The sequence below is a fragment of the Nonomuraea maritima genome, from assembly GCF_900100395.1.
GTDB classification, from domain to species: Bacteria; Actinomycetota; Actinomycetes; order Streptosporangiales; family Streptosporangiaceae; genus Nonomuraea; species Nonomuraea maritima.
Map to the genome: position 1 here is coordinate 74,765 of NZ_FNFB01000031.1, position 12,852 is coordinate 87,616.

Annotated in this window: 10 protein-coding genes; 5 read left to right on the top strand and 5 right to left on the bottom strand. The window is 69.0% G+C overall.

Going from position 1 to position 12,852, the window contains the following annotated elements; all coding sequences use genetic code 11:
• Positions 1-10: 10 nt before the first annotated feature.
• Positions 11-1,144: a PrsW family intramembrane metalloprotease gene (locus BLR04_RS33030; RefSeq protein WP_090772727.1), complete on the bottom strand. Its 1,134-nt coding sequence runs from the start codon at positions 1,142-1,144 to the stop codon at positions 11-13.
• Positions 1,145-1,203: 59 nt separating this feature from the next.
• A complete protein-coding gene (locus BLR04_RS33035) occupies positions 1,204-2,415 on the bottom strand; it encodes an amidohydrolase (protein ID WP_090772729.1) in 1,212 nt (403 codons plus the stop codon).
• Between the two features lie 154 nt (positions 2,416-2,569).
• Here BLR04_RS33035 and BLR04_RS33040 point away from each other — a divergent pair, with 154 nt between their 5' ends.
• On the top strand, positions 2,570-3,028 hold the full coding sequence (locus BLR04_RS33040; protein ID WP_218129258.1) for a TIGR03618 family F420-dependent PPOX class oxidoreductase: 459 nt from the start codon (positions 2,570-2,572) through the stop codon (positions 3,026-3,028).
• Positions 3,029-3,147: 119 nt separating this feature from the next.
• Positions 3,148-3,987 carry a glycerophosphodiester phosphodiesterase gene (locus BLR04_RS33045; RefSeq protein ID WP_090772732.1) on the top strand — a complete coding sequence of 280 codons (840 nt, stop codon included), beginning with the start codon at positions 3,148-3,150 and terminating at the stop codon, positions 3,985-3,987.
• Positions 3,988-4,052: 65 nt separating this feature from the next.
• Here the strand turns inward: BLR04_RS33045 and BLR04_RS33050 are convergent, their stop codons facing one another.
• Positions 4,053-6,869: a vitamin B12-dependent ribonucleotide reductase gene (locus BLR04_RS33050; RefSeq protein ID WP_090772733.1), complete on the bottom strand. Its 2,817-nt coding sequence runs from the start codon at positions 6,867-6,869 to the stop codon at positions 4,053-4,055.
• The gene (gene nrdR, locus BLR04_RS33055; protein WP_090772735.1) at positions 6,866-7,321 is read right to left on the bottom strand and encodes a transcriptional regulator NrdR; all 456 of its coding nucleotides are present in this window, start codon (positions 7,319-7,321) and stop codon (positions 6,866-6,868) included. The genes BLR04_RS33050 and nrdR overlap by 4 nt, the downstream gene beginning before the upstream one ends.
• 508 nt (positions 7,322-7,829) lie before the next feature.
• On the opposite strand from nrdR, the gene BLR04_RS33060 reads away from it, so the two are divergent.
• On the top strand, positions 7,830-8,552 hold the full coding sequence (locus BLR04_RS33060; protein ID WP_090772737.1) for a VOC family protein: 723 nt from the start codon (positions 7,830-7,832) through the stop codon (positions 8,550-8,552).
• An 811-nt stretch (positions 8,553-9,363) separates the two neighbouring features.
• Here the strand turns inward: BLR04_RS33060 and BLR04_RS41010 are convergent.
• On the bottom strand, positions 9,364-9,672 hold the full coding sequence (locus BLR04_RS41010) for a LysM peptidoglycan-binding domain-containing protein (protein ID WP_176903395.1): 309 nt from the start codon (positions 9,670-9,672) through the stop codon (positions 9,364-9,366).
• A gap of 1,429 nt (positions 9,673-11,101) precedes the next feature.
• On the opposite strand from BLR04_RS41010, the gene lexA reads away from it, so the two are divergent.
• The gene (gene lexA / locus BLR04_RS33070) at positions 11,102-11,806 is read left to right on the top strand and encodes a transcriptional repressor LexA (protein ID WP_090772741.1); all 705 of its coding nucleotides are present in this window, start codon (positions 11,102-11,104) and stop codon (positions 11,804-11,806) included.
• Positions 11,807-12,573: 767 nt separating this feature from the next.
• The coding region (locus BLR04_RS33075; protein ID WP_143022325.1) for a transposase at positions 12,574-12,852 on the top strand (279 nt) is incomplete at its 3' end.

Sequence of the window (12,852 nt, forward strand, 5' to 3'; positions counted from 1 at the left end):
GCGATCTCCTTTATCGGCAGTTGATCCCATCCTGGCATGGTTCGTCACCTTGCTCCTGCCAACGGCGAGCGTCCGCCATCGCCCCCAGATACGCGTCTCGCTCGGCCTGGAACCTGTCCGGATCGACGCCCTGTCGCTCGGCGCGTACGTGCAGCATGGTCAGCTCGGTGGCGGCGTGCTGGTAGTCGCTCATGGCCTGGCCGAACCCCTTGCGCCTGGCCCACTGGCGGGCCGCCTTGCGGCCGGTCAAAGTGGTGAGCATCCGCAGGTCGGCCGGGGAGACCAGCCCGGTCTCCTCGTAGACGGGCAGGTAGTGGCCCATCCTGGCGATGAGCTGGCGGCGTTCTCTGACGGTCACGACGATGAGGAAGATCAGCGCACCCATGATGACCAGGTACGCGGCGCTCAGCAGGCCCAGCGACCTGGCGCTGGCCGCCCCGTTCCACAGGCCGTGCAGCAGGACGGCCGCCAGGTAGCCGAGCGGGACGGCGGCGTAGCGGGCCACGACGGTCCTGCGGGTCAGCGCGTACGCGACCCCGAGACCGATCATGGACGTGTAGATCGGGTGGCCGAGCGGGTCGATCAGCCCGCGCAGCACGAACAGCTGCACCGCGGCGCGGATGCCGTCCTCGCCGTAGGAGAGCAGGTAGTAGCCGACGTTCTCCACGGCGGCGAAGCCGAGCCCGGCCATGGACGCGTACACGATGCCGTCGGTCAGGCCGTCGATCTCCTTGCGCCGGCGCAGGAGCAGCAGCAGGGCAGAGCCCTTGAACGCCTCCTCGACCACCGGGGCCAGCACGACGGTGCCGATGTACTCGACCTCCCCGGTGCCGTAGCCGGCGCGGGCGAACAGGGCCTGGCCGGCCAGCGTCAGGGCGATGCCGAGCACGATCGCCACGCCCGCGCCCCAGGCGAAGGCGAACGCGAGGTTCAGCCTCGGCTCGGGTTCGAGCCTGTCCAGCGAGAGGACGGCCGCGAGCAGCACCGGAAGGGGTGCCACGGCCAGTAACGCGGACAGGCCGAACCCGACGGGACCGCCGGCGCGCAACATGATGGCGAGGACGATCAGCGCGAGCACGCCCGACACGACGAGACCGACGAGCAGGGCCTTGCTGGGGCGCTGGGCGAGGGACGGTGCTGTCATGGTGGTGCCTGTCTTCCCGCCCGCCCGGCCCGCTATGCGCCCCGCCCGGCTACAGGCGGTTAACGGTCGGCCGCTTCGCGGTAGTACGGGTCCGCGACGACCGGCTCCCCGTCCGCGTACGAGTACACCTCGCGGCCGGAGACGAAGACCTTGAGCGCTCGGCTCATCACGTCGAGCGGGTCGCCCGACCAGATGACCACGTCGCCGTCAAGGCCGGGCTTCAGCGAGCCGACCCGGTCGTCGAGGCCCATGATGCGGGCCGGGTTCACGGTGATCGAACGCAGCGCGTCGGCCGGGTCGAGCCCCTCCTTGACCGCCAGCGTGGCCTGGTGGACGAGGAAGTGGATGGGCACGACGGGGTGGTCGGTGGTGATCGCCAGCTCGACGCCCGCCCGCGCCAGAATGCCGGGGTTGCTCAGCGAGCGGTGGCGCAGCTCGACCTTGGATCGGCTGGTGAACAGCGGGCCGATGATCACCGGGATGTTCCGCTCGGCCAGCGTGTCGGCCAGCAGGTGTCCCTCGGTGCCGTGGTTGATCACGAGCCGGTAGCCGAACTCGTCGCTCAGCCTGAGCGCGGTGGCGATGTCGTCGGCGCGGTGCGTGTGCTGGCACCAGGGCAGCTCGCCGTCCAGCACGCGGACCAGGACCTCGAGCGTGCCGTCGCGGTCGAAGGGCTTGCCCTCGGCCTCGGCCGCGTCCCTCTTGGCCTTGTAGTCCTGCGCCTTCATGAACGCGTCGCGGATCACCGCGGCGACGCCCTGGCGGGTGGAGGGCAGCTTCTTCTGGTCGCCGTAGACGCGCTTGGGGTTCTCGCCGAGCGCGCTCTTGACGCTGACCGGCTCCTTGAGCAGCATCTCGTCCACGGACCTGCCCCAGCACTTGATCGCGACCGTCTGGCCGCCGATCGGGTTGCCGGAGCCCGGCTTGATCACCGCGGTGGTCACGCCGCCGGACAGGGCGTCGCCGAACGCCAGGTCCGCCGGGTTGATGGCGTCGAGGGCGCGCAGGCGGGCGCCGTTCGGGTCGGTCATCTCGTTGGTGTCCTGGCCGGCCCAGCCCTCGGCCTCCTCGTGGACACCGAGGTGTCCGTGGGCCTCGACGAAGCCCGGCAGCACCCAGCCGCCCGCGGCGTCCACGACGGGGGTTCTCTCGGGCACGGCCACGTCACGGCCGACCTCGGTGATCTTCCCGTCCTGGATGAGCACGGTTCCGCCGTCGATGGGGTCGCCGTCGACCGGTACGACATATCCCCCGGTAATAGCAAGATTCATGACAGGCAACCTACCGGTCAGCGGGGTTGTAGCCCCAGGTGCACGTGGGATCTCTCAGCGACTTCGAGGGGAGGCCCCCTGGCCGATTCCGGATGTCCGCGACTAGCTAGGTATAGGGTGAAATTTCATATCCGCGTACTCATGAGGACGGTTGATGGCGGAACCCGGCCCTCGGTCGCTGTCGGACGACGAGCTGTCGAAACTGCTGGCAGCCCAGCGCTTCGGCGCGCTGGCGACCAGCAGGAGCGGTGGCCCGCCGCAGATGTCCACGGTCGCGTACGCCTGGGACCCCGAACACCGCGTCATCCGCATCGCCACCGTCGCCGACCGGCCCAACGCCCGCCGGCTCCGCCACGACCCCCGCTGCGCGCTCTACGTCGCCAGCGACGACTTCTGGTCGTTCGTCGTGGCCGAGGGCAAGGCGGAGCTGTCGCCCGTGAGCACACGGCCGGGTGACGAGGTGGGCCTGGAACTGCTGGCCATGCAGCCGCCGTTCGCCGATCCCCTCGACGAGCAGGCGTTCCTCCAGCAGATGGCGGCCGACCGCCGCATGGTGATCAGGCTCCCCGTGACGCGCCTGTACGGCACGTACCTGGACATGCCGTCGGAGTGACGCTCTCCGCGTGTCGAATGCTCATCCGCGCGGCACCCTCGGGCTACTCTGCCCTCGACTCCCTGTCATAAAGCCCCGTCATCGTCGGGTCGTCGTCTCTCCCCCAGTAGAGGAGATTCATGTTCGAGCGACTCGCCGCCGTCGTCGCCACCTCGCTCGCCGTCATCACCGCCGCTCCCGCGACCCCACCAACCGCTGCCGAGCCCGGCACGACCACCCATGTGATCGCCCACCGCGGCGCGTCCGCCTACGCGCCCGAGAACACCATCGCCGCCTTCGAGCTGGCCGGTGAGCAGGGCGCCGACATGTTCGAGCTCGACGTCCAGGAGACCGAGGACCACCAGCTCGTCCTCATGCACGACACGACACTGACCCGCACCACCGACGTCGAGCAGGTGCACCCCGGCCGCTCCCCCTGGAACGTCCGCGACTTCACCCTCTCCCAGATCCGCAAGCTCGACGCCGGCTCGTGGAAGTCACGCGCGTACGCCCACGAAAGCGTGCCCACGCTCGGCGAGGCGCTGCACGCCATGCAGGACTCCGGCATGGGCCTGCTGCTTGAGGTCAAGAGCCCGGAGCTCTACCCCGGCATCGAGGCCCGCATCGCCGCGGAGCTGCGCCGGCACCCCTCGTGGTCGGCCCCCGGGCGGGTGATCGTGCAGTCGTTCGACTGGGAGTCGATGCGCAGGTTCCACGAGCTGATGCCCGAGGTGGCCGTCGGGTTGCTCGGCACACCGCCCACCGGGCGGCTGCGCGAGCTGGCCGCGTTCGCCTCCCAGATCCACCCGCAGTACGGGACGCTGTCCGCCTCGTACGTGCGGCGCGTGCACGGGTTCGACATGGAGGTCTTCACCTGGACCGTCGACGACGTCGACGCCATGCGCCGCATGATCGGCCACGGCGTGGACGGCGTCATCACCAACCGGCCGGACGCGCTGCGCGACCTCGTCGACTCCTGACGCGCCCATGAGGAAGAGGGGCCCGCGCGGTGCGGGCCCCTCTTTCAGATGGTGCGACGGTACGGTCAGCTGCAGCCGCTGGTGGAGCCGCAGCCCTCGCAGACATAGCAGCTACCGGCCGGACGCATCTTCGTGCCGCACGTCATGCACAGCGGCGCGTCGGCCGTGAAGCGCTGGTGGCTCTCCAGCGTCAGCTCCTTGACCGTCGGCGCCTCCGCCTTCGGCGCGACCTCGATGGGCGCCGACTGGGCCAGCGCCTCACGGTCGACCGCCTCCTGCAGCGCCGCGGGGTCCTCGCCGCGCTGCTGCGCCGCCCGCTCGGCCGCCGAGAAGATGCCGAGCGCCGCCCGCTCGTCGTAGGGCAGGTGGTCGAGGGCCAGACGGCGGAAGATGTAGTCCATCACCGACGTGGCCATCCGGATGTCGGGGTCGTCCGTCATGCCGGCCGGCTCGAAGCGCATGTTGACGAACTTGCTCATGTACGTCTCCAGCGGCACGCCGTACTGCAGGCCGATGGAGATCGCCACCGAGAAGGCGTCCATGACGCCCGCGAGGGTCGAACCCTGCTTGGACATCTTGAGGAAGACCTCGCCGAGCCCGTCGTCGGGGTAGGACGAAGCGGTCATGTAGCCCTTCGCGCCGCCCACCGTGAACCGCGTGGTCATGCTCGGGCGCTGGTTGGGCATGCGACGCCGGGTCGGCCGGTTGACCTCGATGACCTTGACCTCGGGCTCCTTCGCCTGCTCCTTCGGCTCCTGCTTCTTGGAGCCGTCGCCCGCCGACAGCGGCTGGCCGACCTTGCAGTTGTCGCGGTAGACCGCGAGCGCCTTCAGGCCGAGCTTCCAGCCCTCCATGTAGACCTGCTCGATGTCGTCGATCGTGGCCGACTCGGGCAGGTTGACCGTCTTGGAGATGGCGCCGGACAGGAACGGCTGCGTGGCAGCCATCATCCGCACGTGCCCCATGGGGGCGATCGCCCGCTCGCCCATCGCGCAGTCGAACACCTCGTAGTGCTCGCGGCGCAGGCCGGGGGCGTCGACGACGTGGCTGTGCTCGGAGATGTACTCGACGATGGCCTCGATCTGCTCCTGCTGGTAGCCGAGCTGCTTGAGCGCCCGCGGGATCGTCTGGTTGACGATCTGCATGGAGCCGCCGCCGACCAGCTTCTTGAACTTGACCAGCGCGAGGTCGGGCTCGATGCCCGTGGTGTCGCAGTCCATCATCAGGCCGATGGTGCCGGTGGGCGCGAGCAGGCTCGCCTGGGCGTTGCGGTAGCCGTTCTTCTCGCCCAGCTTCAGGCACTCCGACCACTGGCGCGACGCCTCGGCGTGGATCTTGGCGTCCATGGAGCCGATCGTGCGCAGGTCGTCGTTGGCCGCGGCGTGCTTGCGCATGACCCGCTTGTGCGGCTCGGCGTTGCGGGCGTAACCGTCGTACGGCCCGACCACGCCCGCCAGCTCGGCGCTGCGGCGGTAGGACACCCCGGTCATCAGCGACGTGATCGCCCCCGCCACGGCTCGGCCGCCGTCGGAGTCGTACGCGTGACCCGTCGCCATGAGCAGGGCGCCCAGGTTGGCGTAGCCGATGCCGAGCTGCCGGTAGGCGCGGGTCGTCTCGCCGATCTTCTCCGTCGGGAAGTCGGCGAAGGTGATCGAGATGTCCATCGCGGTGATGATCAGCTCGGTCAGCTTGACGAAGTCGGCGACGTTGAAGGTGTTGTCGTCCTTCAGGAACTTCAGCAGGTTGATGCTGGCCAGGTTGCAGGAGGAGTTGTCGAGGTGGACGTACTCGCTGCAGGGGTTGCTGGCCGTGATGCGGCCCGTCTCGGGGGTGGTGTGCCAGTCGTTGATCGTGTCGTCGTACTGGACGCCGGGGTCGGCGCACTCCCACGCCGCCTGGGCCATCTTGCGGAACAGCTTGCGGGCGTCGACCGTCTCGATGACCTCGCCGGTCAGGCGGGCGCGCAGGCCGAAGTCGCCGCCCTTCTCCACCGCGCGCATGAACTCGTCGGAGACGCGCACGGAGTTGTTGGCGTTCTGGTACTGGACGCTGACGATGTCCTTGCCGCCGAGGTCCATGTCGAAGCCGGCGTCACGCAGCGCGCGGACCTTGTCCTCCTCGCGCGCCTTCGTCTCGATGAACTCCTCGATGTCGGGGTGATCGACGTCGAGGACGACCATCTTCGCCGCGCGGCGGGTCGCGCCACCGGACTTGATGGTGCCGGCGCTCGCGTCGGCGCCGCGCATGAACGACACCGGGCCGCTGGCCGTGCCGCCGCTCGACAGCAGCTCCTTCGACGAACGGATCCTGGACAGGTTGACGCCCGACCCGGAACCGCCCTTGAAGATCACGCCCTCTTCCTTGTACCACTCCAGGATCGACTCCATCTGGTCGTCCACGGAGAGGATGAAGCAGGCGCTCACCTGCTGCGGCGACATGGTGCCGACGTTGAACCAGACCGGCGAGTTGAACGAGAACACCTGGTGGGCCAAGGCGTGCTTCAGCTCGTGGTCGAAGATCTCGGCGTCCTCTTCGCCGGCGAAGTAGCCGTTCTCGAGACCGGTCTTCGTGTAGACGCCGACGACCCTGTCGATCAGCTGCTTCAGGCTCCACTCGCGCTGCGGGGTGCCCACGGCGCCGCGGAAGTACTTCGTCGTCACGATGTTGGCGGCGTTGACCGACCAGGAGTCGGGGAACTCGACGCCCCGCTGCTCGAAGTTGATCGACCCGTCGCGCCAGTTGGTCATGACGACATCGCGGCGCTCCCACTTGATCTCGTCGTACGGGTGCACGCCCGGCTTGGTGAAGATGCGCTTCATCTTCAGCCCCTTACGCGGACGCCTGCCCCCGCGCTCGACTGAACCGCTGGCCGTCTCCGTCATGACTCCCCCTTCTCCGCCTTCAACTGTGAGATCTCGGCCTCGAAGTCCGCCAGGCTCTCGAAACCGCGATAAACCGATGCGAACCGCAGGTAGGCGACCTCGTCGAGATCACGAAGCGGGCCGAGGATGGCCAGGCCCACTTCGTTGGAGGGGATCTCGGCTGCGCCCTTTGCCCTGATGACCTCTTCCACCCGCTGCCCGAGCTGCGCCAGTGAGTCCTCACTGACCGGCCTGCCCTGGCATGCCCGTCGTACGCCCGCGACGACCTTGTCCCGCGAGAACGGCTCCGTCACTCCGCTCCGCTTGCTCACCATGAGCAGGACGGTCTCCTGCGTGGTGAACCTGCGCCCGCATTCTGGGCACGTGCGGCGGCGCCGGATGGCCGCCCCGTCGTCAGTGGAGCGACTGTCGATGACCCTGGTGTCAGGGTGGCGACAGAACGGACAGTGCACGCTTTCGCCTCCAAGACGTCCGGCCACCACACGCGCCGAAACCGTCATTACGGGGACGCTCGGGCACACTCCACAGCTAGCCATGGAGCGGTCACGGAAACACAAGGTGTGGTGAACTACATCGGTGTAACTACTAGATGTTGTGGTCCAACCGTAGAAGCGTGCGAGCATGAACGCAAGTTGACCACCCGCCTCCGCATGAAGTCGCTGATCAACCCACCCGCATCACGGGCCACCGGCGTGTCGCCCGGAGATTGGTGATCCAGCCGCAGGTGAGAACGTCACAGCAGACGGCCGCGGCCTCGCTCGCAAACAAACCTCACAATGTTAACGGCCCCCATCCGCACTCCCTCCCACGCCCACCGGCAGAGGCCCCACCACCACACCACCGGCGCCAAAAACGCGCCCCGCCCCCACCGGTCTGCCCCGTTCACCGACCTGACCCGTCCTGTCTCGCTCGGTCGAGCGACCCCCGTTTCTGTCGGAGTGCTCGTACATGATGGGCGCCATGGCAGCGACAGGACATCTGGAACTCGTCGCCCTCGACGCGACGGACATCGTGAGGCTCGCCTCCTTCTACGCCGAGCTCACCGGCTGGCAGACCGTCCGGCAGGTGGACGGCTGGATCACGCTGCGGGCCGGAGACGGTCAGGAGGTCGCCTTCCAGCGGGTCGCCGAGCACCTCCCACCGCAGTGGCCGGGGCAGGAGCGCCCCCAGCAGGTCCATCTCGATCTGCTGGTGGACGGGCACGAGGAGGCCGCCCGGCGGGCAGAGGCGCTCGGCGCCACCCGGCTCGCCGTCGGCTCCACCTGGATCACCCTGGCCGACCCGGCAGGTCACCCGTTCGACCTGTGTCAGGGAGACGAGGTCGGCCCGCAGGCGCAACTGTTCGCGGTGACCATCGACGCCCCCGACGCATCGGCACTGGCCCGTTCCTACGCCGACCTGCTCGGGATGGAGGTGACCCACGACGGCCCCGAGGGGGCTCTCATCGCCGGTGGCGGCAAGCGTCTGATGTTCCAGCAGGTCAACGACTACACACCGCCGCAATGGCCCGACCCGGCGCACCCTCAGCAGGGGCACCTCGACATCATCGTCAACGACTCCGCCCACCTGAAGGCACTCGGCGCCCAGGCAGAGCAACTCGGCGCCACCCAGCTACAGGCAGGCACCGACTGGATCACGCTGACCGACCCGGCCGGCCACCCGTTCGACCTGTCAATCCCCTGACCTCAGGTCTTGGGCCAGGCAACCTTCAAACGCCCGCAGTCCCCCGACCTTGACGCCCGGCCCCAGGAGTGCGGTACACCCGCAGGTTCCCGCCCGCCCACCGGCGGCCCGCCCATCCCTCGCCTGGCCTTGGCAGCCCCGACCCTCGCCTGGCCTTGGCGTCCCCGACCCTGCCAACCCTCCGACCTCGGAGCACTTTCGCTCAGCACCCGGCCGCCTGACCCCCCAACCGCCTGCACCCTCGCAACCCGACCCCGAACTCTCCGGTGACCACCTGGCCCAGGGCTCAACTCCCCTGGCAGACCTCAGGGACCCTTCCAAGGCAACCTCCGGCGCCCAGGCCCCGGTCCTCACAACTCCCGACCCCTCCCAACCTGCCCCTGGCATCCTCAGAGCTCAGGGACCCTTCCCCGCAACCTCCCGACGCCCAAGCCCCAGTCCTGGCAACTTCCGACCCTCCCGTCCCTGCCCCTGGCATCTCTCAGACCTCCGGGACCCTTCCCAAGGCAACCTCCCGACGCCCAGGCCCCGGTCCTGACGACTCCTCTCCCACATCCCTGACCCTGCATTCGCTGGTCCTTGGACTCGCTGGTACTTGGACTCGCTGGCCACTGGCCATCACGCTCTGGGGATCCCCTGGCCCTGGGAACCTCTTGTCACTGGGGATCCTCTGGCCCTGGCCCTTGCTCCCAACGCCGGCGGCTTCCCGAGATTCGCGGGCTGGTGCGTCGCGGGGACTCAGGTCGGTCGGCGCCGTGGACCGGCTGCTCAAGCAGGCAAAGGCGGGCAGGCAACCATCACTGTGGGAGGTTCACCGGGCAGCGGTGTCGGCAGGGACGTACAGGCGTGTGCCGGGGCGGATGAGTGAGTCGGGCAGGCCGTTCAGCCTCTTGATCCTCTCCGCCATCTCACCGGCATCGTGACCCTCGGAGAGGGCGTCGGCGATCGCCCACAGGGTGTCACCCTGCTTGACCTCCACCCAGGGCTGACCGGAGTGGTCCGTCACCACGACCCGCACCTCGGCGACGCTCGCCGCGCGCGTCCCCAGCCAGAAGCCGCCCAGCGACAGCATGGCCGCCGCCATCACGAGGACCACCCGCCCCCGCCGGGTCAACCGCACAGGAGGAGCCGTACGTCTGGCGGCGGCAGGCCCGAAGGCCCCTCCGAACTCCAGCCCGTCCGACCACGACTCACCGTGCCGCAACCCCCACGAGCGCCACCCCCGCTGACGAAACGCCCAGAAACGCCACCTACGCCCCTGCTCTCCCCCGGATCCGTAACCCCGGACAATCCGCTTCCCAGCACGCGGCTCCCCTACCTGCCGCTTCCCACCACGCGACTCCCCTTCTTGCCGCTTCCCACCACGCGACTCCCCTTCTTGCCGCTTCCCAGCACGCGGCTCCCCGGCTTCCCGCCTTCCTGTCTCCCGCGCCTCCGCTTGCCGTATACCTGCCTGCCGCTCGCCCCGTCTCCGGCTGTCGCCCCCTGCGCCAGGCAACCGCCCGTGCCCAACCGCCGGCCCGCCCGCCCGGCGTTGACGGGGACCCCGCTCGGCCTCGAACCGGTCCTCGGACTGCCGTCGCCCCCGTCGCCCGCGCTCGCCTCCCGACTCCGGCAACCGTCCCCGCCCGCGTCGAAGCCGTTCCTCGTGCTGTTGCTCATGCCGAAGTTGTTCTTCGTACTGCTGCCCCGTCTTCATCTGCCCCCCGAACCGCCGTTGCGCGAGCCCCTGCTCGCTCGGCCGCGACTCCCCTCGCGGCCGTCGGAACAGGGACGACCGCCCCCGTGACAGTCGTCCCTTGAACACCTGCCTGGTCGACCTCCGCGCCTGAGACTGTCGGCCCTCCGGTCGACCACCGGCCTCACCGCCAGAAGACGGCGAAGCCGTACTGCCGTCTTCCCGCGCACGAGGTCGGCCGGTCTCCGCTGCCGCCTCCGTTCGCCCGTCAGGGACGGTGGAGAGGCCCTGGCGCCCGGTCCGGGCGCTTGCCTGGCCACGCACGGCGACCGCGTCGGTGCGAATACGCGCGCTCGACTGCGGGCGTTTGCGACCTCGCGGTCCTTCGCGCGCCCCGGAGAAGCGATTTTCGGTGGTTTCGTCCTCGCCGGTACGCGGTGGCGGGACGAGGCGCAAGTGGGGCCCTTCTCCGCTGTTTGCCGGACCCGCCCCTCTCGAGCCCGTATTTCGACGCGAAGTGGCCTGCTTGCGTTTGTTGAGCGACCGCCGATCGGTACTCCGCGTGACATCGGCGATCAAGGTGAGCTGGCTGGTGTCTTCGCTGGTCGTGTCCATATTGGTGGGTGTTCGCATGGATGACCTCCTGCCGTGCGGCCCGAGGTGAAGGGCCCGATTAAGATCAGCGAATCGAACACGGTGTCGATCGAACTCCCGTACGATGTTGTACACCACACGGACGGCCATTTCGAGGAAGACTCGAACAATTGTTTGAAGATGATCTTCAACAGCGATAGCGTCGCTGTGTGCGACATCAAGACCACGGACCGGGAGCCGCGCCGATGAGGCGGGCCACCGGGCGAGGAGGAAGAGCATGACCGAGCGGGATGACACAAGTGGGGTCAGCGACCTCGCGGTGCGCCGACGAGACGCTCTGGGGCTCACCCCCAGGCAGCGCAAGATCCTGGAAGTGATCCGCGACTCGGTGCAGCAACGCGGATATCCGCCGTCCATGCGCGAGATCGGCGAGGCGGTGCAGCTGACCAGCACGTCGAGCGTGTCGCACCAGCTGACCGCGCTGCAGCGCAAGGGCTACCTGCGCCGCGACCCGCACCGGCCGCGCGCGCTTGAGGTCCGTCTTCCTGGCGAGCCCGTCCTGTGGGTCGACCCCGACGCGGGTGAGGAGCCCACGGTCAACCGGCCGACCGCCGCCTACGTCCCGCTCGTGGGCCGCATCGCCGCCGGTGGCCCGATCCTCGCCGAGGAGAGCGTCGAGGACGTCTTCGCGCTGCCCAAGCAGCTCGTGGGCGAGGGCACGCTGTTCCTCCTCCAGGTCACCGGTGACTCCATGATCGACGCAGCCATCGCCGACGGCGACTGGGTCGTCGTACGCCAGCAGCCGGTCGCCGAGAGCGGCGACATCGTGGCGGCCATGATCGAGGGCGAGGCCACGGTCAAGACCTTCAAGCGCAAGGACGGCCACGTCTGGCTCGTCCCCCACAACGCCAACTACGAGCCGATCCAGGGCGACGAGGCCAGCGTCCTGGGCAAGGTCGTGGCGGTACTGCGCCGCCTGTAGCGCCGTCGGCGCGCGCAACACCCGCGCCGGACGCCAGCCGTACGCCCGGCGTTGGACACCGGTCACCAACGCCGGCGGGCGCGCCTGAGTGCGACCCAAACAATGGGGTACGCGGCCCCGCCCGGCGCGACAGGCCACGCTCGGGGGCCAATGCCCACACAACCGTGCTCGGGGCCAAAGGCCACACCGACCACGTTGAATTCAGAGGCCACGAGCCCACTAGAGGCCAACGCCACACTGGTCACGCCTCGGGCCAACATGCCACACCGACCCCGTTGAAGCCAGAGGCCACGGGCCACGCCAGAAGCCCGCGCCACACGCGACGCCAGCGACGCCCGAAGCCAACAGCCACTCGGCCACGCTAGAAGTCAGAGGCCACGGGCCACACCAGAAGCCCGCGCCACACGCCACGCTGGCGACGCCCGGAGCCAAGAACCACCCGGCCACGTTAGAAGCCAAAGCCACACCTGTCATGCTCGGAGCCGAGGTCTTAGGCGGACATGATCGAGGTCAGGGCCCTCGACGGCCCTGCTGGGCAACGCCACGGGCGCGCGCGGGCGCGCGGTGGGGCCGGCCGGGGGCTGATCGGGCGTCCAGTCAAATCTGGGTGGGAGCGCTAGCTCTCGGGCCAGTGGATTGCGATGACCGTGGGTTGATGTCGCCACCTAAGATCCTCCCCTGTGGCGTGGGGCGCCGGCGTATGGGGTCTGGGGTGAGTGGACTTCCCCTTCTAGCGTGGAGACCTGACCTAAGGAGAAGGTTGGGTCGTGGGAGAGACCAGACGCAGGTTCGATCCAGAGTTCCGTGCGGGCGCGGTGCGCATCGTACGGGAGACAGGAAAGCCAATCGCGCAGGTCGCTAAGGATCTGGGCATCAATGCGGGCACGCTGGCCAACTGGGTGCAGATGGATCGGCTGGCCCGCGAGCAGGACACCAACGGTGGTGAGCTGGCCGAATCGGAGCGGGAGGAACTCGCCCGGCTGCGCCGGCAGCGAGCTGAGTGGGCCAAGGAGCGCGCCGAGCTGGAGATGGAGCGCGATGTGCTC